This is a genomic window from Acinetobacter sp. LoGeW2-3 (assembly GCF_002688565.1).
Lineage (GTDB): Bacteria > Pseudomonadota > Gammaproteobacteria > Pseudomonadales > Moraxellaceae > Acinetobacter.
This window is the reverse complement of the sequence record NZ_CP024011.1, coordinates 26366-47494: the sequence shown is the minus strand read 5'-3', so window position 1 is coordinate 47494 and position 21129 is coordinate 26366. Positions and strand designations below refer to the sequence as shown.

Genomic DNA, 21129 nt, shown 5'->3' with positions numbered 1-21129 from the left:
TGAGAATGACTTTATTTAAAGATCTCTGGTCGTATTTTTTCATAAATTGATCGAAAAATTACTGATTTAAATCTGCTCTTGGGTTTTAATAAATGCTTAGTTATCTTTACCCGATCTTGATCTAATAAAACCAACAATAACAATTTTTTAGGAGTCTTTCATGAATTCAAAAGTGATCCCGCCACAACTTCCTCAGTTGCGTGAACCGAACCAGACTTTGTCTGTATTGCATGGCATTTATGCCGGGCTATTGGTGTTTAGTGGAATCGCCTTTCTTTATCTGGAATATCAGCAAAGAACTGCTTCTACCTTGAGCTTGGGGTTGGTGATCCTATTATTGTTGGTGCTGATCTATTTCAATATTCAGGCAGCATTAAAAGTCAAAAAAGGTCAGGGCGAGGGGCGTACACTCTCCCGCATTATGGCGGTGTTAATGTTATTCAGTTTTCCTGTGGGAACGGTACTTGGCGCAATTGCATTATGGAAAAGCTCAGAAAAACAGTGGGAAGCCTAAATTGACCTGAGAACGCGATAATTTTGTGGAAATGCCATAAACAAAAATAAAAAACACGCTAGAGTAATATGCAACAAGTTGCAAAGCCATAATGAAAGGGAATAGCCATGACAACGACTCGTTATGCGAATATCTTAAAACCGCTTCATCTGGGATTTACCACGATTAAAAACCGGGTGGTGATGGGTTCAATGCATACCGGGCTGGAAGATCGTTTTTATAATTATCCCAAACTGGCAGCCTATTTTGGTGAGCGTGCCAAAGGCGGTGTAGGACTGCTCATCACAGGTGGTATTTCTCCAAACCGTCAAGGTTGGTTACTACCGGCTGGCGGCACCATGAATAGCTTGGGAGATATCGCTCCACATCGACTGGTGACACATGCCGTACATAAGCATGGAGCCAAAATCCTATTGCAGATCCTGCATGCGGGCCGTTATGGTTATCAACCATTTGTGGTGTCAGCGAGTCCAATCAAGTCTCCGATTTCGCCTTTTAAACCGCGTCAGCTTTCTGAAAAGCAGATTCTAGATACCATTCAGGACTATGTGAAAACCTCAAGCCTAGCGAAAAAAGCCGGTTATGATGGTGTGGAAATTATGGGTTCAGAAGGTTATCTGATTAACCAGTTCCTGAGCCGTCATGTCAACCAACGTAATGACCGCTGGGGTGGTTCAATTGAAAATCGTATGCGCTTTGCAGTGGAAATTGTCAAAGCGATTCGTGCTGAGATCGGCGAGAAATTTATTATCTGCTTCCGCTTGTCCATGTTGGATCTGGTACATGATGGCAATACCATGCAAGAAGTGATTACTGTCGCAAAAGCCTTAGAAAAAGCCGGAATTACTTTACTCAATACCGGGATTGGTTGGCATGAAGCCCGCATTCCAACCATTGTGACTTCTGTGCCGCGTGCTGCTTTTGTAGATTACACTGCCGAAGTGAAGAAAAATGTATCAGTTCCTGTCATTGCTTCAAACCGGATTAATATGCCGGAAACTGCGGAAGAAATTCTAGCCTCTGGTCAGGCGGATATGGTGCAAATGGCACGACCGCTATTGGCCGATGCTTTCTGGGTCAATAAAACTGCGACCAACCGTGTTGATGAAATTAATACCTGTATTGCCTGCAATCAGGCCTGTCTGGATCATACTTTTAAAAATAAGCGTGCTACCTGTTTAGTGAATCCACGTGCCGGTTATGAAACTGAACTGGTCTATGTAAAAACCAAAAAACCAAAACGCATCGCCGTCGTCGGTGGTGGGGTAGCAGGGATATCGGCGGCAACAGTCGCTGCTGGACGTGGTCATGATGTGACTTTATTCGAAGCGACCAATGATATTGGTGGTCAGTTCAATTTAGCGAAAGTAGTACCCGGTAAAGAAGAATTTCACGAAACTATTCGTTATTTCAAAGTTCAAATAGAAAAGACTGGCGTGGAATTGCGATTGAATACTAAGGTCAATCGTGAACAGTTAGAACGTGAAGGTTTTGATGAGGTGATTGTGGCGACTGGTGTCGTTCCACGTGCCTTGAAAATTCCGGGTAGCGATGCACCAAATGTACTGTCTTATAGTGAAGTGCTGAATGGGGCAGTTGTTGGAGATCGCGTAGCGGTGATTGGTGCAGGTGGGATTGGTTTTGATGTATCAGAATTCTTGCTGAAACCACCGCTGCAACCTCAACCTTTACCAGTAGATGAATGGAAGCGCGAATGGGGCGTAGATCCAAACCCAAATTATGCGTCTGAAGGCGGGATGCAGCCTGCACAGGTTGAAGCACCTGTTCGCGAAATTTATCTGCTACAACGTAAAACTACACCACTCGGTGCTGGTCTAGGTAAAACGACAGGCTGGGTGCATCGTGCTCAACTGAAAAAGCATGGTGTTCGTATGTTGCGTGGTGTTCAGTATAAGTCGGTATCCGATGAAGGGTTATGGATTGAAGTGGATGGCCATGACCAATTACTACGTGTAGATACTGTCGTGGTCTGTGCCGGTCAGGAATCGGTGAAAGAGTTGATGCCGGTTGAAGGCCAGAAAACCATAGCTAAGTATCATATTATTGGTGGTGCCAAACTGGCAGCTGAGCTAGATGCCAAGCGTGCGATTCGTGAAGGTGCTGAATTGGCAGCCAGATTGTAAGGATTTGATGAAAGTATATGCAGTTGATTGCATTCACTGTAATTTTCACTTGTCAGTTAAGAAAAAGCTCCGTATGATGGCGCACATGGAAGCGTGGCAGAGCGGTTTAATGCACCGGTCTTGAAAACCGACGAGGGCTTATACCCCTCCGTGAGTTCGAATCTCACCGCTTCCGCCAGATACGAAAAACCCTGATCATCAATCGGGGTTTTTTATTGTCTGTTATTTTATAAAATCTAGAGACAATACTAATTACTGTTTTGGAGTCACTTTAATCAGAAGAAATTAGCAAATAAGAGTGACAATCATTCATGATTCAAATTAATTTTGAGTTGAGTAAGTATTAACTTTTCCTTTCAATTTTAATTAGGGCTAGCGCAATCCGTTCCACATGCTGATAGGCTGGCTGTTCCAATTCTTCTCCAAAGATATCTGGATCAATTTCTTCATAAGACCAGCTAAGATTGGTATTTTGCTTCATTAAATTTTCTAAATGCTGTAAAAAACGATTGCCATCTTGGGTAATCGTAACTCCAGTATATAAGAACAAACACCCTTGAGGATTCAGTCGTTGAATCCCTTCTTTAATGATCCGAAAGGACAAATCACAGCCATCGAGTTCATGACCTCCATGCCGATAATGACGTTGATGCGGGTCGATTAAATAGGGCGGATTAGCAAAAATCAGGTCAAATTTTCCCTTAATGTTAGAAAATAGATTGCTGTGAACAGGATGAATGTTTTTATAGCCAGCAAAGTCGATATTGATTCGGCTATATAACAGGGCTTTGGGATTCAAATCTGCGACAACCAATTCATCGAAATCGGGGAAATATTTGGCGATACTGACGGCAGTCGCTGAAGTGCCACAACATAATTCAAGCGCCCGTTTAAACGGATGAGATTGGCTCGCTAAATATTGCTTCAAGTGATAGGCAAAACGATAGGTATCTGGGCCAAAAAATACGGCATCCTGTTCCATGGTTGGAAAAGCGGAATGAATAAATAATTCATTGTCGAGCGAGGCAACCCGCACTTGGCTCAAATACTGGTTGCCCTGAACTTGTAGAAGCTGATGTTCTTCCAATAATGAAAAAAGCACAGGATCAAGGTTAGTTTTTTTAAATCTAAGATTCCAGCCAAATATATCCTTTAGCGTAATTTCATTATTTAAATTACTTTGTCTGCGATCCAGAATCCGTTGATGGGAAAGTGGCGTAATTGCAGTAAACTGATATTTTTGTTGTTTTAAGTAGTTCAATAAATAAAGCAAAGCCTGCTGTTGGCTAGCTTGTATATCTAAGATTTGGTTCATAAGGATTTTCTCTTCTGATTCTTAGAAAAAAGAGACCAATTTGATCCGTAATAAAGAGCATGACTTGAAGGGGAGCCATGAGAAAGTGTTAAGCTTCATTCGTAATGACAGTTACTTAAAATGAATAAGCTTAATATTCACTGAAAAGACAAGAAACGTAAGTAAAGAAATGCTACGGATTGGTATTATTTATTTTTGCCGGTTATTAATTAGGATAGCTATAAATAAATACAATGTATAAAAATGGCGATTCGTCTTAAAGATGAATCGCCATGTATAACCAAAATTTATAAGAAAACTTAGTCTTTAACTTCCGGTAAATCAAACCAGATGACTTGAGCATCATCTAATGCTTTGATGTCAACTTCATCCAAGAAGGCAATTGCATCACCTGCATTTACCGTATGTTCAGCAATTTGCACTGAACCTGAAATCACATGTACATAGTTAATATACTGAGTTGCTTTAATCGCTAAAGAATAATCTTTTTCAATCACTGCGGTTTTCACTTCAGCATCTTGGCGAATATGCATCGGTGCATTGTCATTTGGTCCACAGATTAAATGCCATTGATTCGGTTGTTCACGTGGATCCAGCTTAATTTGCTGATAATTGGGCTGCGCATCACGTTCATTAGGGATAATCCAGATTTGTAGCAAATGTACCTGTTCATCACCCTGGTTCATTTCACTATGGCGAACACCTGTACCTGCACTCATCAGTTGCCATTCACCCGCAGAAATTCCTCCGTGGTTACCCATGCTATCCTGATGCGTAATAGTACCTTTAAGTACACAGGTCAGGATTTCCATATTGTCATGCGGGTGCTGACCAAAGCCTTGATGGGCATCGATTAAGTCATCATTAATCACACGTAGGGCACTGATGCCTATATATTTAGGATCGTACCAGTTACCAAATGAGAAGCTGTGTTTAGACTCCAGCCAGCCCATTTTTATATGACCACGGTTTTCGCTTTTATGCAGGAAAGCATCCATTTTTTTTATCTCATCATATTTTCTAACATGAACTTATCTTAACGTTGTGCTGATTTTATAAAAAGCGTATTAGCGCGACAGATCATTGCAGTTTTGCAACGATCAAAATTTTATTCAGGCATAAAAAAGCCCACTCGTAAGCGGGCCTTTTTTATATTTAACTGATTATTCTAGGAAGCGAACTGTAGCACCAGCTTTCACTTTACGGCCAAGGTCATTAGCATCCCAGTTGGTCAGACGGATACAGCCATGCGAAGAAGATTTGGAAATCATCGATGGGTTTGGCGTACCGTGAATACCAAATGATTTCTTGCTCAGACCAATCCAGATATTACCAACCGGACCATTTGGACCAGGTGGTAATGAAAGCGGTTTGGTATTATTGCCTTGAACAAAGTTAGACGGTGAATAGCTATAGTGCGGATTGCGTGCTACACCCACCACTTTGTGTGTACCGGTTGGTGACGGAGTATCGGTACCACCAATGGTTGCCGGGAATGAACCAACCATCTGTTTTTTGCTATTAAACAGGTACAGCTGTTTGGCACCTTTGTGCGCCACAATCAAATGAATATCTTCAGACAGGTTGTTGCGCACACTGGCCACAATAATCTTCTGGCCAGCCTTGTTAAAGTTCGCACCTGGATTGAGCTGTTTCAGGAACGCTTCATCCATATGGAATTTTTCACCGAACATTTCAGTTCTACTGGTGTAGTACAAACCAGGCATTTTAGCTTGCAGGGCATAATCTGAAGGAATTGATTTAGCAAGAGGAACTTTCAGGTCCTCTTCAGTAATCGTATATTCCACATAGGTAGGTTTTGAACCTTGCAGAGAGACCAGCTTATCCCAAGTTTCTTTGGTTAAGGTACCTGTCGGCTTGATGCCATTCATTTGCTGGAAAGATGCAAGTGCTTTCAGGGTATTTTTACCACTGGTTCCATCAATCGCACCTGGCGAAGCATGAGCATTGTTCAGCATGACATGCGCACGTGCATAGACAGGGAACTGACCTTTACCGATGTCTTCATACCATTCAGCATTGTTCAGACCATCTAGCGTCCAAGATGCTTTATGGGCAGTAGACGAAGTGCTTTTTGATGCTGCTGTTGGAGCAGCACCAATATCAGCATTTTGATCTTCAGCTGCCTGCAAATCATCTAAAGTTTCAGAAGCCTGATTAAGATCGCGCTGCTCCTGAGCTGAAATCGACGTATCTGCAGATTTAGCTGCTGATGCTTCTGTAGCAAGCGGATCGATCGGGTCTTGAACCGCAACATCGGTCGCTACTTTCTTGGGATTTAATGGCTGTTCAGTAGCAGAAGCAGCGAAAGCAGTACCTGCAAAGATGCAACTTAAACTCATAGCGAGCATGGTGCGAACGAACATGTAATTCAACCTGATTATTCATAAACTATTTAAATAACGTAATAAGTATTACAGAAAAACTATGGAGATGCAGTAGTTGTTTTGTGAAACCCATTAATTCTCCGTCTATGATGATCGATTTTTAAAGTAATGTGAAGTTATTAAAAATGGAGGGTTTTTGCTATGATGTCATGAATGTCAAAGATTGATGGTAATGTGAATGACGACCTTAAAAAACGATCGTTTTCTGCGTGCATTGTTGCGTGAACCTGTAGATACCACACCCGTATGGATGATGCGCCAGGCAGGCCGTTATTTACCAGAGTACCGAGAAACACGTGCCAAGGCAGGTGATTTCCTGTCTCTTTGCAAGAATACAGAATTTGCCTGTGAAGTAACCTTACAGCCATTACGCCGTTATGAGCTTGATGCTGCCATTCTATTCTCGGACATTCTGACTGTGCCAGATGCATTAGGTCTAGGCTTGTATTTTGAAGCCGGTGAAGGTCCTAAGTTTCATAAAACCGTACGTACCGAGCAAGATGTAGCCAATTTGCCAGCATTTAATGCCAAATCGGATCTGGACTATGTCATGAATGCGGTGACGACGATTCGTTCAGCATTGGGTGGACAGGTACCATTGATCGGTTTCTCAGGCAGTCCATGGACACTGGCAACCTATATGGTTGAAGGTGGATCAAGTAAAGATTTCCGCTTTACCAAGCAGATGATGTATTCACAGCCTGAAGTGCTACATGCGTTGCTGGCGCGATTAGCAGATGCAGTGACTGAATATCTGAATGCGCAGATTGATGCCGGTGCTCAGGCTGTACAGATTTTTGACAGCTGGGGTGGAGCGCTGGCTCACCGTGAATATCTCGAATTTTCACTAAATTATATGCAAAAAATTGTGGCTGGTTTGCAGCGTGAAAAAGATGGCCGCAAGGTGCCAGTAATCCTATTTACCAAAGGCGGTGGCCAGTGGCTGGAGCCAATGGTGGCTACAGGGGCAGATGCTTTTGGATTAGACTGGACGACGCCATTGAATGTCGCTCGTCAGACTGTTGCAGGTCGTGCAGCGCTACAAGGTAACCTTGATCCAGCAACTTTATATGGTTCACCTGAGGCGATTGCCAAAGCGACCAAGCTGATGCTAGATGATGCTTATGCCAATGGTGAAAAGACCGGTTATGTAGCGAATCTTGGACATGGAATTACCCAATGGGTAGATCCAGCCAATCCTAAAGCGTTTATTGATACCGTACATGAGTACAGCGCTAAATATCTTTAGGATGTAAACCTTGATCGACCTACTTAAATCAGGGTTTGAATTTTCGTATAAGGCAGCTTCGGCTGCCTTATTTGGGATTTTACTCCTGCTGGCTTTTGCTTTTAGTGCTTCAATGGGTAGTGAACTTTTTTATGGTTTCTACCGTTATGATTATCTTCTCTTTTATGCGCTGATCATTCAGGTCATTCTGCTGTGCTTAAAGCTTGAATCTTGGGCAGAAGCCAGAGTCATTGCACTCTTTCATATTCTGGCTATGGGCATGGAAATCTTTCTGACTCATCCCGCAATTGCTTCCTGGCAGTATCCTCAGCCCGCGATTTTCAAGATATTAACCGTACCATTGTTTGCAGGCTTTATGTATTCGGCCGTAGGCAGTTTCTTTGCCCGTTCACTGCGATTATTCCAGGTTTCATTTGAGCGTTTGCCGAGCTTTGCCAATATGCTGGCATTGGCTGTACTGTCCTATATCAACTTCATGAGCAAGTTCTTTATTCCGGACTATCGCATCCTTCTATTTATATGGAGCGTGTTGATCTTCTGGAAAACTCATATCAGTTTTCAGCTCAATAACCATAATTTTCGATTACCAATGTTACCGGTCTTGGTTTTATTGGCCTTTATTATCTGGATTGCGGAAAACATCAGTACCTTTTATCAGATCTGGTTGTATCCAAGTCAGGTAGAAAAGTGGCACATGGTCGGCTGGGCCAAGCTAGGGTCATGGTATTTATTGTTATTACTGAGTCTGGTCTTGGTCATGAAAATTCTGGGTAACCGAGATCAAAATGGTCGTTGGCAACTGAAAGATTAATCGGGTTAAAAGCCTGATTTTAATATGACAATCTGGAATAAATTGTTTTGCCTTCTGGCAAACTTCCGGCTAATCTAGAATTTGTGTATAACAAATACACAATAATGCATTAAGAAAATACCTTTATAAGAAACTTCTGGAGAATAAAGTCATGTTAAAAAAACTAGCTTTGGCTGCGGTATTGGCAGTAGGTTCAACAGCTGCATTTGCGGATCGTGACACAGGTTGTGGTATTGGTACTCAAGTGTGGGCAGGCCAGTCTGGTAAACTGCCAAAAATCCTGGCTGCAACAACCAACGGTCTTTTTGCTAACCAATTATTCGGTATTACCTTTGGTACTTTAGGTTGTAGCGGTACAGGTACAGTAACTGCTCAAGTGGTGACTTTTACCAATGAAAATGCAGAATCGCTAGCACGTGATATGGCAGTTGGTGAGGGTGAAAGCCTGAATGTATTGGCTGAGTTGCTCAATATTAAATCTGCAGATAAAGCGCGTTTCTTCGCTGTATCTAAGCAAAACTTTGCTTCAATTTATGCAGCAGAGAATCAGACTTCTCTAGAAGTCTTGGCATCTCTACAACAAGTGATGGCAAATGACGATGTGTTAAAAGCATACGTATAAGCTGTATCAAAAACCCTGTCTGATGGCAGGGTTTTTTCTATCCAAAATAAGAGCACCTTAAGATTAATAAGATGAAGTTATCTGCAGCACCTTTGACTGCAATTTTATTGAGCTGTCTCAACTTGTCAGTTCAGGCGAACAATGTAGAAGAATATATTCAGCAAGCTGAAGAGCTACAACTAGACAAGCACATTACCTGGCAGCGTTTAATGTATGCCGATCAAACCGGGCAAAGTGAAGTTAGCTATCGGGAATATTTTTATCATCCAGATGGACAAAGGAACCTAAAAGCAGAGCTGGTAGAAAATATTAAAGCTTTATTTGCAGAAGCAGTACCTAATCAATCCATTCAATGCCGTTTTCCTGCCCGTAGCCAGTTTCTGATTCAAAGTCTTAAGATTCCTGTGTCAGCATTAGCTCGAGCAGATTGTCCTGAACTTGATGATTGGCTCTCTCAGATCAAACCCTATAAAGCCACACTGATCTACGCCACAGACTTTATGGGCAATCCAAGTTCAATGTTTGGACATACCTTATTGCGTCTGGATCCTAAAGATCAGGCTGAACTGAATCTGGTGTCTTATGCAGTGAACTATGCTGCGACAGTGGAAGGTGAGCAGAGCTGGTCTTATGCCTGGAAAGGCCTGACAGGACAATATCCCGGTGAATATTCTCTGATGCCGTATTACCGTAAGGTAAAAGAATATGGAGACTTTGAAAGCCGTGATCTATGGGAATATGAATTGACGCTCAGTCCAGAGGAAACAAAGTTTCTGGTGCAACACATCTGGGAAATGAAGCATGTGCAGTTTCCTTATTATTTCGTCCAGGATAACTGTGCCTATCGTTTACTCGGCTTGATTGATCTGGTCCGTCCAGAAGTGAATCTTCAGAAAAAATTTAAAGTCGCTGCAATTCCGGTCGAAACCATTAAAGCGATTGAAAAAGAAAAGCTGATTAGCGATGTAGTCTACCGCCCGGCTTTAGAAACTCAACTGAATGCACAAGCAAAACAGCATGGCAACAAGCTCGCACGAACTGCACATCGTCTGACAGCGACAGAGCAGGGTGAGCAACCTAATTCATTAGCTTCCTATGATGATCAGGATCAGGCCAAAATTCTGGAAATGGCTTATGACGATCTGTATTTACAATTTATAGGCCGCGAAGTTGATCCTAAAATCGCACAGCCCAAATTAAGACAGCTGTTGATAGAACGTAGCCAGTTGCCCTATGAAAGACAGCGACTCAATGTGCCAACACCTGAGATGAATCCGGTCCAAGGTCATGCAGCACGAAACCTGTCTATTCAAGTAGGGGAAGTACAGGGCAATCAAACTATCGAGATTGGTCATCGTCAGGCCTATCATGACCTGATGGATCCTTTGGGCGGTTATCGTATTGGAACTCAGTTGGTGTTGCTGGATGGCAGTCTGCAATATCGGGAAGACCGACTTAAGTTGGAACATTTAGAATTGCTGACGGTTAATGCTTATAGTCCGGTCACGCCATTTAAAATGCCGTTGTCTTGGGGATTTAATCTGGGCTGGCAGCAAATGGCCTTGGAAAATGGTCAATTTAGCGAGCAGGAACAACATGGTGTTTTAAGATTCAAGACTCAGTTTGGTTATAGTCAGGCAGATCAGGATCGTAAACACTTATGTTATGCCCAAGTGCAAAATCATGTGCAATTCGGTAAAGCCCTAGATGAGGGCTGGCGTGTAGGAATTGGACCAACAGTAGGTTGTCAGAATAGCTGGACGCCACAGGTTAACAGTCTAGTACAGGTGGAGCTGCCATATTGGGAAGATAGTCATCAGTGGATGTTCGGTCTTAATGCACAGACACAGTATGCATTGGATATGCAAAATGCTATTCGCATTGGCTGGCAATACCAGCAGCAGGGAAGTTTGGATTGGCAATCATCATATCTTCAATATATTCACTATTTTTAAGTGAATTTTCGAGTAAAACATCTAAAAGTGACTGATTTAAATAAAAATAAAAGTGACCAAAATTTTGGTTATTTTTGCTTAAATTTAGTCCTGATTGATAAAAATCATGGATCAATGAGCTAACGATGACTCATAAATTTGCTATATTGTTCACCTAATTTATTGGGGTGTTTGAGTATGGATAATGAATGTATGGATATGCTAGCGGGACAGTGGCAGCATATATGCCAACATTATTCATCAGATGATCTGGTCCATGCATTCCAGTTTATCCAGGACAATGCCTTGGTACTGGTGGAAGAATTCTATAAAAACATGCTGGTAGAAAAAGAATCGGCAGAGTTCTTTTCGGATGATCTGATTCAGCAGCGTTTACGTAATACCTTGCATCAATGGCTGTTAGAAAGTTTTAGTGTCGGCATCAATAAGCACTATTTACAGGCAGTACAGAAACAGCATATTGTCGGTCACGTACATGCCCGTGTCGGTATTCCGTCTTGGCTGATCATGCGCGGTGTACGTGAAATTGAACGCAAAATATTTGAGCTGTTAGAAGAAGATAATCAATTACTGACACTAACGACCTGTAGCTATCTGGTACAGGTCATGGGCTTCGCCACTGAAATCATGTGTCGTTCATATGAAGCGAAAACTGCTAAAAATCAGGAAATCAAGCATAGCTATCGTCTATTCTCTGCAATGCAGGATGTTGCGGTACAAAAAGATAAGCAGCGTAGCTCATTGTTAGACTGGGAAAATGAACTGATGTACAAGGTTTTCTCTGGTCAGGAAAATCTACGTCATCCGATGCTATCCAAGTCTGAATTTGGTCTATGGTTTATCCATAAAGCTTCTTATGCATTTACCGGTTCAGATCAGGTCCAACTCATTATTGAACGCATTCATCAGGTCGATACACTGAATCAGACCATTTTAGAATGTCAGGATAAAGCGCAAAAACTTAGCCTGATTCAGCAGATTCGTGAGCTGAATCGTGAGGTTCAGCATCTGATTGATCAGCTATTCCAGGTGGCAGAATATATTGAATCCGGTAATGACACACTGACTCAATTATTGAATCGTCGTTATCTGAATACTATTGTTTCTCGTGAGATTACCTACTCACGTCAAAACCAGACACCACTTGCCTTATTGGCACTGGATGCTGACTTCTTTAAAACCATCAACGATAAATTTGGTCATGCGGCTGGTGATCTGGCTTTGAAGTTTATTGCTGATGCATTACAGAAATACAGTCAGGGCAGTGACTATGCATTTCGTGTCGGTGGCGAAGAATTCTTGTTGTTGCTGGTCGATACAGATCAACGTCGTGCGATGAATATTGCAGAAAATATCCGTAAATTTATTGAAAATGGCATGATTACCACTGCACAAGGTATTCAGTTCAAGTTTACCGTGAGTATTGGTTGTACGATTTATGATGGTCATCCAGACTATCAGAAATTTCTGGATACGGCCGATACAGCGTTATATGCTGCGAAAAATACTGGTCGTAACCGGGTGTATCTGGCAAAAAATGATCCGGATGCACGAGTATTAAATACGCCTTCACTGACCTAAATTATTCAGGTGATTGCAGGAATTGAATCCAGTTCTGGAATTTCTGTTTCTGCGCAATATATTCGGGATGAAGCTTGGCTTCATCCCATTTTTGTTTAAAGATCCGTGCTGCTGCGGCTTTGATTGGATCTTCTCGCTGACGAGGCAATTCGTCTCGGCCATGGGCACCGCTCAAGCCTTTTTTATCATCTGGCACCGGACCCTTATATTTTTTACCGCCTTTATGATTAGCATAGCGCCGGGCACGGGTATACCCCATCTGCAAGAACTTACGTGCCATATCTGCACCAATAAAATCTTCCTTTTCTAAATAATCCAAGAACATGGCATAAATTTTAGTGCTGCTCTCGTGAGCCTGTTCTTCATCAGCAAAACGCCAGTGTGGCAAAATTTCTGATTTATACGGTTCAACTGAAAGCACGCCCTGTTCACCACGTCCAATCCGATACAGTTCAGGTCGCTTTCTAAAATTAATTTTCTCAAAATCGAGTGAATAATCGAAACTGGTTGAAACCACGCGCGAGGTTTTACGAGGAATATTTTTTGAAGTTTTTTTAGTCGCCATATTTTCTTTCTTCATATCTATACCCCTCACAAGAGGGAATGTCTGTCAGTATTTTAGAAGTTTATGATTTTTAGAGAGGTAAATAAGTGTTTATAGACAAGCAGATTAATCTGAATGACTGATTACATGACCAAGAATAATGTAGGGTGAAATAGTGCTAAAGCGGGTAGTGATGCTGTAATGAATTGTAGAAATGGAATTTATTCTTAAATTAAAAAAGAAAAACCTGCAAAAGCAGGTTTTAGGCTTCAACTACAACAAAATATTTTTTGACGGTTTCTACCACTTCAAAAGTCCCCACAAAACCGGGTGGAATAACCCCAGCATCACCCGCTTTGATTTCGACATAACTTTCTTTGTTGGCGTTATGCAGGCGAACTACGCCTTCAATTACCGTAAAGAATTCCTGTTTATTCTCAGCAAATACGATATTCCAGGCACCGACTTCACATTCCCAGATGCCACAGTTCATATTGGGATGTTCATATAAACTTTGGGTGGAGCGTTTTGGATTGCCTGCAACCAGGCGATCAGAGCGGGGATAATCAATCGTGGTTTCACTCTGGGTTAAACCTTGACCTGCTAACCAAATCGATGACATGGTGAATCCTCAAGCTGAATGTTATTTAAAATTGGACAAATTAAAGTACATATAAAAAAGCCTCAACAATAGTCGAGGCTTTTGAAATCTAAACAGTTAGTACGCTTCAGGTACTGCGCTCAGAAATTCACGACGTTCTTCTTTATTGGTTTTGAAATCACCTACAAAAGAAACTGTACGCGTAGTCGATTCCTGCTTGCCGACACCACGCATCATCATACACATATGGGCTGAATCAATTACCACAGCCACACCACGTGCGCCAGTCACTTCCGCCACTGCCTCTGCGATTTGCTGAGTCAGATTTTCCTGAATCTGCAAGCGACGCGCAAACATTTCAGTAATACGTGCAAATTTAGACAGACCTAAAACACGGCCTTCTGGCAAATAGGCAATATGTACACGACCATAAAATGGCAATAAATGGTGTTCACACAGTGAATAAAATTCGATATTTTTGACCAAAACCATCTCATGGTTATCAGATGGAAATACTGCATTATTGGTCACTTCTTCCAGCGTTTGGCTATAGCCAGAAGTTAAATACGAAAATGCTTTCGCAGCACGCACGGGCGTATCTTTGAGACCAGGGCGATTTAAATCTTCACCAACGGCAGTAAGAATGTTTGCGTAGGATTGCTGCATAGTCATGAGACGTATTCACTTACACTGAGATAGAACAAGGACGGCATTGTAGCAGAAAACTATTACATTGCCTTAATTTGGAGTTAATTCCGATTACTGTTTGAACTTTGGATTCTTTTCCGCACGCTTGAGTAGAACCAGCACAGCGCCTGTACCACCCTGGTTTTCAGGTGCACTGACAAAGGCCAAAACATCGCGGTGTTGACGTAGCCAACCGTTCACATAGGTTTTTAAAATCGCTTCTGGACCTTTACCATGTACGATCTTAATTACGTTCTGGTTTTCGTCTTTTGCCATCTGAATGATTTGCAGCACTGCAACACGCGCTTCTTCCACGGTACAGCCATGCAGATCCACCGCTTCATACCAGCGCAAGTTACCTGCTTTAAAATCTTCAAAGACTTTATGCTGTAGTGTCGCAATACGATAGCTCAACGCAGCCTGACTGCCGACTGGATTTAGCATGGCTTGGGTATCTGAAAGGGCAGTTTCATCGGTTTGCATCGGACCTTCGGCAGCCGCACGTTTGGCGAGTGTCTGCGCATCCGGTTTTTTCTTGCCGGTTTTTTCGATTTTCGCGATATTGCCGCTATCGATTTTTTGTACACCCTGCATCTGCTTGCGAAATAATTCAAGCTCATCAGCCTGTTCCTGTTCAGGTGTTTTCACCACAGGTGCTTCAACTTCAACGCGCGGCTGTGGATTACTGATCTGCTTTTTAAATTGCTTTAGCAAATTAAACTGATCTTTGGAAAGCGAAGAATCGTGTTTGCTCATAATGAAAAAACATGGAAGATGCGAAAATATAACTAAATTATAGTCTCGAATGAGACAAATGAGAACTGAATTACGTTCATGCATTCAAGACAATTTATTCAGGTGAATAATGAACTGATTTTGATATAAAAATAATAAGATTAAGCCAAAAAATGAGCTCTTTGGTCTGTTCTGTTTTTAACGTGTATTTAAAGATGGGTCGAATTTTATATTTTACTTTTTGGTATAAATTAGACTTATTTAAGCTAAGTATTTAGCAATATTTTAAGCGGATAGAAGAGGGAAGCAGATAAATTAAAAAAAGTCTAAAAGCTGTTTTATTCAGTTCAAAGAATCAGGGCAAAACCTATTTTGCCCTGAATTAAAGTTTGTTATACGGCTTCAGGCTCACCAAACAGTTCACGGAAAGCATGATCCGGACGCGGCTGTTTCATAAAGCTTTCACCAACCAGGAAAGCATGAATATCATGTTCCTGCATCATTGCCACATCCGTAGGCGTAGCGATCCCACTTTCAGTAACGAGCAGGCGAGATGGATCGAGTAATTTTTTCAAACGTAATGATGTATTTAAATCAACATCAAAGGTTTTCAGGTTACGGTTATTCACACCCAGTAAGCAGCGATCTGAAAGTTTTAAAGCACGTGATAATTCTTCTTCATCATGTACTTCAACCAGCACATCTAGATTATGCTCGAAAGCAGTCTTCGACATTTCTTCCAGTTGCTGATCTGATAGACAAGCCACAATCAGCAGGATACAGTCTGCATGTAAAGCACGCGATTCGATGACACCATAAGGATCAATCAGGAAGTCCTTACGCAGCGCAGGCAAGTCGCAGTGTGAACGGGCAATCTGAATATTCTCATCAGCACCCTGGAAGAAATCGACATCGGTCAGTACAGAAAGACAGGCTGCACCAGCTTCCTGATACTGTGCTGCAATTTCAGCAGGATTAAATTTCTCTCGAATAATCCCTTTAGATGGAGAAGCTTTCTTGATTTCTGCAATCACCCCTGGACGCTTAGACAGTAGGGATTGAGCAAAACCACGAACAGATGTTGCGCCTTGCGCCAGCTCTTCTACATCTTTATAACTTTTTTGCTTTAGACGCGCAGCGAATTCTTCTTTCTTACGGTCTACGATCTTACCTAGAATCGTATTTGCGATATCAACCATGATTAATTCTTCCTGCTGCCTTATGCGTCGTATTCTTTCAAAGTTTTGGTAAATTCAGCCAAAATGCCCATTTTCTCTAAAGCCTGACCGCCATAGATAATGTCGTGTGCCAGTGCTACACCCATTTTATAGCTGCTTGCCAAGCCTGACACATATAGACCAGCACCGGCATTTAAGGCAATCATATTGGCTGCTTTTTCACCCAATGTTGATTTTTTCTTGCCAAGTGCATCTTTGATTAGCGCTAGACTACCTGCAGCATTTTCCACGCTTAAACCGGTTAAGGTTTGCGATTCGATATCGACAGCTTCAGGCGTGATTTCCCATTCGGTTACCTCACCATCTTTCAGCTCTGCCACATAGGTAGAGGATGCCAAACTGATTTCATCTAAACCGTCTTTAGAGTGCACCACCATCACATGTTCTGCACCAAGTTGTTTCAATACTTCAGCCATTGGACGGCATAGTTCAGTTGAGAATACACCAATCACATAGCGTTTTACGCCAGCTGGATTGGTCAGCGGACCGAGCAAGTTAAAAATGCTACGGAAACCCAATTCACGGCGTGGGCCAGCTGCATATTTCATGGCTTTATGATGATTTGGTGCGAATAAAAAACCGACACCCATTTCACGGATGCAACGTTCAGTTTGCTGCATATTCAGGTCTAAACGAATACCTGCCTGTTCTAGTACATCGGATGAACCTGAGTTGGATGACACGCCGCGGTTGCCATGTTTGGCAATGCTTGCGCCAGCAGCTGAAATCACAAATGCAGAGGCGGTAGACACATTAAACAGGTTTTGACCGTCACCACCTGTACCTACAATATCTACTAAATAAGGTACATCGCTGACATCAATTTTAATGGCGAATTCACGCATAACACGGGCAGCTGCCGTGATTTCATCAATACTTTCACCTTTGAGACGCAGACCCATCATCAATGCACCAATTTGTGCATCAGTCGCTTCACCATTCATGATGGTGCGCATCACGGTTTCCATCTGTGGCTGGGTGAGTTCAATATTTTTAGTAATATTATTTAGAGCTTGCTGAATGTTCATAACTGTTTTGCACCTGTTCAGGCATAAATTTCAAGAAAGTTTTTAAAGATTTGATGGCCATGCTGGCTGAGGATCGATTCCGGGTGGAACTGCACGCCTTCAACCGGCAATGTCTTATGTTTAACGCCCATAATTTCTTCCATCGAGCCGTCTGCTTCATTGGTCCAGCAGGTCACTTCCAGACATTCTGGCAAAGTCGCCTGATCAATCACCAGGGAGTGATAGCGTGTTGCCGAAAATGGTGAAGGCAGGTTACTGAAAATCCCTTTGTCACTGTGGTACATGTCAGATAAACGGCCGTGCATGACACGTTTGGCACGCACAATGTCGCCACCAAATGCCTGACCAATACTTTGATGGCCCAGACATACGCCTAATAGCGGAATCTTGCCAGAAAAGTGCTGGATTGCAGGAATGGAAATACCCGCTTCACTTGGGGAACATGGACCAGGACCAATGACCAAATACTTTGGTTGCCATCGCTCAATATCTTCCAAAGTCACGGCATCATTACGGACTACTTTTACTTCTTGATTCAGCTCGCCAAAGTACTGGACGATGTTATAAGTAAAGGAGTCATAGTTGTCGATCATTAAAAGCATGAGCTTAACCTATTGAAATTAATGCACTTAAATGTGCTTGAGTAATCCAGATCGTGCTTTATTGCCAGTTTTTTCAGCCAAGTAAAAAGGCTAACTAAACTGTTGATTTCATTGTGTGAAAATAAAGCGACAATCATCATAACAAATAATCTGAAACTTCTGCGCAACAATTTGCCCAATTTTTCTGCTTAAGCAAATGAACAGGGTTGATAAGGCTCAATAAGTGCAGTTATGTAACTAAAAAATAGTGAATAACTAAAAGTAAGTTAATACTAAAAGATATTTACAAATATTTTGGATGCTTTTAACTTTTTTAAGTTGCTGTAAAAAACAACAGTTGATTAATAAACAAAGAAGATGAAGCAGCTTACTTATCGTTTATTCGTCTAAAGTGACTCAATTTGGGGAGTATTTTTTAAGCGTTTGCCTTTAAGAAAAACTGAATATTGGCAACAAAATACAAAAACACTTTGAAAATTGATTAAGAACTCACCGAAAGTTGATAAAAGCTACATAAGCTCATCACTATTTACCAGAAATAACATCTATAGAGAATTCGTCGCACTGTTAAGGTGCAGTGTGAAATCGAACGAAACAAAAATCGCAGAGAATGCTTGAATATAGTGCATTTAATTATACAGACAGTATAATAGGTCGAAAGTATTTCTTTCAATCCACGTATTCTCATAAGGATTTCAAGATTTTAGCTATACTTTTAAAAGTTGGTACGGTAATTGCTTAATAACTACCAACTACTAACACGCACTTCGTAAGTGCAACAAAAAAACATCGGAGCAAATTGAGCATGGCGAACAAAGTCCTTCAACTCATCCAAGAAAGTGGCGCAAAATGGGTAGATTTCCGTTTTACAGACACTAAAGGTAAAGAGCAACACGTGACTTACCCAGCAGACACTATTGATGAAGATACATTTGAAGACGGTAAAATGTTCGATGGTTCTTCAATCTCTGGCTGGAAAGGTATTGAAGCGTCAGACATGATTTTACGCCCAGATGCTGAAACTGGTTTTATCGACCCGTTCTTCGCTGAGCCTACAGTTGTTGTGACTTGTGACGTCATTGAACCTTCAACTGGTCAAGGTTATGACCGTGACCCACGTTCAATCGCTCGCCGTGCTGAAGAATACCTGAAATCTACTGGTATTGGTGATACTGCATTCTTCGGTCCAGAACCAGAATTCTTCGTATTTGACGAAGTAAAATGGGAAATCGACATGTCTGGCGCGCGCCATACATTGATCGCTGAAGAAGCTGCATGGTCAACTGGCAAAGATTACGAATCAGGTAACTCTGGTCACCGTCCACGTGTGAAAGGCGGTTACTTCCCAGTTCCTCCTGTAGATTCTTCACATGACATGCGTGCAGACATGTGTGCAAAAATCGAAGAAATCATGGGCCCAGGCCGTGTAGAAGTTCATCACCACGAAGTTGCATCTTGCCAGCTTGAAATCGGTGTAAGCTTCAACACAATGGTTCGTAAAGCTGACGAAGTTCAACAGTTCAAATATGCTGTTTGGAACGTTGCGCACCAATATGCTAAAACAGCGACTTTCATGCCTAAACCAATGGTAGGTGATAACGGTTCTGGTATGCACGTTCACATGTCTATCTCTAAAGATGGCAAGAACCTGTTCGCTGGTGAGGAATATGCAGGTCTTTCTGAAACTGCACTTTACTTCATCGGGGGTATCATCAAACACGCTCGTTCATTGAATGCTTTAACAAACCCTTCTACAAACTCGTACAAGCGTTTGGTTCCGCATTTCGAAGCACCGATTATGCTTGCTTACTCAGCGCGTAACCGTTCTGCATCTATCCGTATTCCTTACGTTTCTAGCCCTAAAGGCAAGCGTATCGAAGCACGCTTCCCTGATCCAATGATGAACCCGTACCTAGGTTTCGCTGCATTGTTGATGGCTGGTCTTGATGGTATCCAAAACAAGATTCACCCAGGTGAAGCTGCGGACAAAAACTTGTATGATCTTCCTCCTGAAGAAGAAGCTAAAATCCCTACAGTGGCGCATAGCCTTGATATGGCTCTTGAAGCGCTTCAAGCGGACCAAGATTACCTGCTTAAAGGTGGCGTGTTCACTAAAGAAATGCTTGATGCTTATATCGAGCTTAAAACTGAAGAAGTACGTCGTCTAAACACGACTACTCACCCAGTTGAATTCGATATGTACTACAGCCTGTAATTCCTCTGAGAATTTCACTGTAAAAAAGACCCGCCTTAGTGCGGGTTTTTTTGTATGATGCTGTTATTGATTAAAGATAAATGATTATGGCTGCACGTAAAAAACATACCGGCTTTTTTCCCTGGATTGATCCGCAGGATCATAGCAAGGGTTTTAAACTAAATTTTTCTGAAGTGACTTATATAGAAGTCGGGCGCACCCCTGAAGGTTATAAGCAGGTTGAATTCGTCGCATTAAGAAATCCTGAATTGGCGCTAAATTATGACTATCCGCAAAGTTTTTATATCACTACGGATGGCCTGATTCTGAAAAAATTGCCAAGCGGGAAATATGAAGTCATCGCCAAGACAGATAATGCCTGATCATGAAGTTGGGAATGTTGTGAGTTTAAAATTTAAAAATCAACAGGGACAGAAGACGCCAGCCGCACTTCGGGAATGGCTATATGCATCAGGATCATTGACGCAACAGTTAACCGATTTGGCAGGTGGTCAGTTTCAGGTAGAGCCACAGCAGGAACATTTTCAACGTCTTAGTTTTGAAAATGCCCGCTGGATGAAGATGCCACATCAACATACCTCTTGGGTGCGGGAAAGCTATTTATATGGCTGTGATGAACAACCCTGGGTAAAAGCCAAAAGTATCTTTCCGATTCTGAGTTTGCAAAAACGAGCACGGATTTTTCAGCACATTGGATCGAAGCCGATAGGTTGGTTGTTATTTCAGCGTACTAATCCGCATTGTGAACGTCGTGTGATCTATCTGGAAGAAGGCTGGACCCGCCAGAGCTGCTATACTTGGCATGGTTGTAAATTTATCGTACAAGAAACTTTTTTACCTGCTTTTCAGCACTATATAGAACATCAACAGGCTTAACTTG

The 21129-nt window shown here is 42.0% G+C and carries 20 protein-coding genes and 1 tRNA gene; 11 read left to right on the top strand and 10 right to left on the bottom strand.

What is annotated here, in order from left to right; translation table 11 throughout:
* Window positions 1-160 precede the first annotated feature (160 nt).
* The 3 genes from BS636_RS00265 to BS636_RS00255 all read left to right on the top strand — a co-directional run bounded on the left by BS636_RS00265 (window position 161) and on the right by BS636_RS00255 (window position 2836).
* On the top strand, window positions 161-514 hold the full coding sequence (locus BS636_RS00265; RefSeq protein WP_099336994.1) for a hypothetical protein: 354 nt from the start codon (window positions 161-163) through the stop codon (window positions 512-514).
* A gap of 107 nt (window positions 515-621) precedes the next feature.
* On the top strand, window positions 622-2658 hold the full coding sequence (locus BS636_RS00260; RefSeq protein WP_099336993.1) for an NADPH-dependent 2,4-dienoyl-CoA reductase: 2037 nt from the start codon (window positions 622-624) through the stop codon (window positions 2656-2658).
* A gap of 87 nt (window positions 2659-2745) precedes the next feature.
* A tRNA-Ser gene (locus tag BS636_RS00255) sits at window positions 2746-2836 on the top strand.
* A 165-nt stretch (window positions 2837-3001) separates the two neighbouring features.
* Here the strand turns inward: BS636_RS00255 and BS636_RS00250 are convergent.
* The 3 genes from BS636_RS00250 to BS636_RS00240 all read right to left on the bottom strand — a co-directional run bounded on the left by BS636_RS00250 (window position 3002) and on the right by BS636_RS00240 (window position 6360).
* Window positions 3002-3973 (bottom strand): methyltransferase, encoded by a 972-nt coding sequence (locus tag BS636_RS00250; protein WP_099336992.1) that lies wholly within the window; start codon window positions 3971-3973, stop codon window positions 3002-3004.
* A gap of 299 nt (window positions 3974-4272) precedes the next feature.
* Window positions 4273-4971: a pirin family protein gene (locus tag BS636_RS00245; RefSeq protein ID WP_099336991.1), complete on the bottom strand. Its 699-nt coding sequence runs from the start codon at window positions 4969-4971 to the stop codon at window positions 4273-4275.
* Window positions 4972-5136: 165 nt separating this feature from the next.
* Window positions 5137-6360 (bottom strand): L,D-transpeptidase family protein, encoded by a 1224-nt coding sequence (locus tag BS636_RS00240; RefSeq protein ID WP_099336990.1) that lies wholly within the window; start codon window positions 6358-6360, stop codon window positions 5137-5139.
* Between the two features lie 199 nt (window positions 6361-6559).
* Between BS636_RS00240 and hemE the strand changes: the two genes are divergently transcribed.
* The 5 genes from hemE (at window position 6560) to BS636_RS00215 (ending at window position 12599) form a co-directional block, all read left to right on the top strand.
* Window positions 6560-7630: a uroporphyrinogen decarboxylase gene (gene hemE, locus BS636_RS00235; RefSeq protein WP_099336989.1), complete on the top strand. Its 1071-nt coding sequence runs from the start codon at window positions 6560-6562 to the stop codon at window positions 7628-7630.
* 10 nt (window positions 7631-7640) lie between these two features.
* Window positions 7641-8441, top strand: coding sequence for a DUF817 family protein (locus tag BS636_RS00230; protein ID WP_099336988.1), 801 nt, complete (start codon window positions 7641-7643; stop codon window positions 8439-8441).
* Between the two features lie 151 nt (window positions 8442-8592).
* Window positions 8593-9063, top strand: a complete 471-nt coding sequence (locus BS636_RS00225; protein WP_099336987.1) for a DUF3015 family protein — start codon at window positions 8593-8595, stop codon at window positions 9061-9063.
* A gap of 71 nt (window positions 9064-9134) precedes the next feature.
* Window positions 9135-11018, top strand: coding sequence for a DUF4105 domain-containing protein (locus BS636_RS00220; RefSeq protein ID WP_099336986.1), 1884 nt, complete (start codon window positions 9135-9137; stop codon window positions 11016-11018).
* Window positions 11019-11195: 177 nt separating this feature from the next.
* Window positions 11196-12599 carry a diguanylate cyclase gene (locus tag BS636_RS00215; RefSeq protein ID WP_099336985.1) on the top strand — a complete coding sequence of 468 codons (1404 nt, stop codon included), beginning with the start codon at window positions 11196-11198 and terminating at the stop codon, window positions 12597-12599.
* A 1-nt stretch (window position 12600) separates the two neighbouring features.
* On the opposite strand, the gene BS636_RS00210 is transcribed toward BS636_RS00215, so the two are convergent.
* From BS636_RS00210 to BS636_RS00180, 7 genes are all read right to left on the bottom strand, one after another.
* Window positions 12601-13164, bottom strand: a complete 564-nt coding sequence (locus tag BS636_RS00210; protein WP_099339557.1) for a DUF4385 domain-containing protein — start codon at window positions 13162-13164, stop codon at window positions 12601-12603.
* 241 nt (window positions 13165-13405) lie between these two features.
* Entirely contained in the window at window positions 13406-13765 is a 360-nt protein-coding gene (locus BS636_RS00205) for a cupin domain-containing protein (protein ID WP_099336984.1), read from the bottom strand.
* A 96-nt stretch (window positions 13766-13861) separates the two neighbouring features.
* Complete coding sequence (gene folE, locus BS636_RS00200; protein ID WP_171249847.1) at window positions 13862-14410, bottom strand: GTP cyclohydrolase I FolE; 549 nt, start codon at window positions 14408-14410, stop codon at window positions 13862-13864.
* Between the two features lie 93 nt (window positions 14411-14503).
* A complete protein-coding gene (locus tag BS636_RS00195) occupies window positions 14504-15187 on the bottom strand; it encodes a Smr/MutS family protein (protein ID WP_099336983.1) in 684 nt (227 codons plus the stop codon).
* 371 nt (window positions 15188-15558) lie between these two features.
* Entirely contained in the window at window positions 15559-16365 is an 807-nt protein-coding gene (trpC, locus tag BS636_RS00190) for an indole-3-glycerol phosphate synthase TrpC (protein WP_099336982.1), read from the bottom strand.
* Between the two features lie 20 nt (window positions 16366-16385).
* Window positions 16386-17432 carry an anthranilate phosphoribosyltransferase gene (gene trpD / locus BS636_RS00185; RefSeq protein ID WP_099336981.1) on the bottom strand — a complete coding sequence of 349 codons (1047 nt, stop codon included), beginning with the start codon at window positions 17430-17432 and terminating at the stop codon, window positions 16386-16388.
* A gap of 17 nt (window positions 17433-17449) precedes the next feature.
* Window positions 17450-18034, bottom strand: a complete 585-nt coding sequence (locus tag BS636_RS00180; RefSeq protein ID WP_004893775.1) for an anthranilate synthase component II — start codon at window positions 18032-18034, stop codon at window positions 17450-17452.
* 805 nt (window positions 18035-18839) lie between these two features.
* On the opposite strand from BS636_RS00180, the gene glnA reads away from it, so the two are divergent.
* The 3 genes from glnA to BS636_RS00165 all read left to right on the top strand — a co-directional run bounded on the left by glnA (window position 18840) and on the right by BS636_RS00165 (window position 21125).
* Window positions 18840-20249 (top strand): type I glutamate--ammonia ligase, encoded by a 1410-nt coding sequence (gene glnA, locus BS636_RS00175; protein ID WP_099336980.1) that lies wholly within the window; start codon window positions 18840-18842, stop codon window positions 20247-20249.
* An 86-nt stretch (window positions 20250-20335) separates the two neighbouring features.
* Window positions 20336-20611, top strand: a complete 276-nt coding sequence (locus BS636_RS00170) for a hypothetical protein (RefSeq protein ID WP_099336979.1) — start codon at window positions 20336-20338, stop codon at window positions 20609-20611.
* On the top strand, window positions 20604-21125 hold the full coding sequence (locus BS636_RS00165; RefSeq protein ID WP_099336978.1) for a chorismate--pyruvate lyase family protein: 522 nt from the start codon (window positions 20604-20606) through the stop codon (window positions 21123-21125). The genes BS636_RS00170 and BS636_RS00165 overlap by 8 nt, the downstream gene beginning before the upstream one ends.
* The last annotated feature ends 4 nt before the right edge of the window (window positions 21126-21129 follow it).

Bases quoted from the DNA above. Each gene is read 5' to 3' on its own strand.
- BS636_RS00265 (WP_099336994.1), top strand. From the start codon at position 161: ATGAATTCAAAAGTGATCCCGCCACAACTTCCTCAGTTGCGTGAACCG.
- BS636_RS00260 (WP_099336993.1), top strand. From the start codon at position 622: ATGACAACGACTCGTTATGCGAATATCTTAAAACCGCTTCATCTGGGA.
- BS636_RS00250 (WP_099336992.1), bottom strand. From the start codon at position 3,973: ATGAACCAAATCTTAGATATACAAGCTAGCCAACAGCAGGCTTTGCTT.
- BS636_RS00245 (WP_099336991.1), bottom strand. From the start codon at position 4,971: ATGGATGCTTTCCTGCATAAAAGCGAAAACCGTGGTCATATAAAAATG.
- BS636_RS00240 (WP_099336990.1), bottom strand. From the start codon at position 6,360: ATGTTCGTTCGCACCATGCTCGCTATGAGTTTAAGTTGCATCTTTGCA.
- hemE (WP_099336989.1), top strand. From the start codon at position 6,560: ATGACGACCTTAAAAAACGATCGTTTTCTGCGTGCATTGTTGCGTGAA.
- BS636_RS00225 (WP_099336987.1), top strand. From the start codon at position 8,593: ATGTTAAAAAAACTAGCTTTGGCTGCGGTATTGGCAGTAGGTTCAACA.
- BS636_RS00220 (WP_099336986.1), top strand. From the start codon at position 9,135: ATGAAGTTATCTGCAGCACCTTTGACTGCAATTTTATTGAGCTGTCTC.
- BS636_RS00215 (WP_099336985.1), top strand. From the start codon at position 11,196: ATGGATAATGAATGTATGGATATGCTAGCGGGACAGTGGCAGCATATA.
- BS636_RS00210 (WP_099339557.1), bottom strand. From the start codon at position 13,164: ATGGCGACTAAAAAAACTTCAAAAAATATTCCTCGTAAAACCTCGCGC.
- BS636_RS00205 (WP_099336984.1), bottom strand. From the start codon at position 13,765: ATGTCATCGATTTGGTTAGCAGGTCAAGGTTTAACCCAGAGTGAAACC.
- folE (WP_171249847.1), bottom strand. From the start codon at position 14,410: ATGCAGCAATCCTACGCAAACATTCTTACTGCCGTTGGTGAAGATTTA.
- BS636_RS00195 (WP_099336983.1), bottom strand. From the start codon at position 15,187: ATGAGCAAACACGATTCTTCGCTTTCCAAAGATCAGTTTAATTTGCTA.
- trpC (WP_099336982.1), bottom strand. From the start codon at position 16,365: ATGGTTGATATCGCAAATACGATTCTAGGTAAGATCGTAGACCGTAAG.
- trpD (WP_099336981.1), bottom strand. From the start codon at position 17,432: ATGAACATTCAGCAAGCTCTAAATAATATTACTAAAAATATTGAACTC.
- BS636_RS00180 (WP_004893775.1), bottom strand. From the start codon at position 18,034: ATGCTTTTAATGATCGACAACTATGACTCCTTTACTTATAACATCGTC.
- glnA (WP_099336980.1), top strand. From the start codon at position 18,840: ATGGCGAACAAAGTCCTTCAACTCATCCAAGAAAGTGGCGCAAAATGG.
- BS636_RS00170 (WP_099336979.1), top strand. From the start codon at position 20,336: ATGGCTGCACGTAAAAAACATACCGGCTTTTTTCCCTGGATTGATCCG.
- BS636_RS00165 (WP_099336978.1), top strand. From the start codon at position 20,604: ATGCCTGATCATGAAGTTGGGAATGTTGTGAGTTTAAAATTTAAAAAT.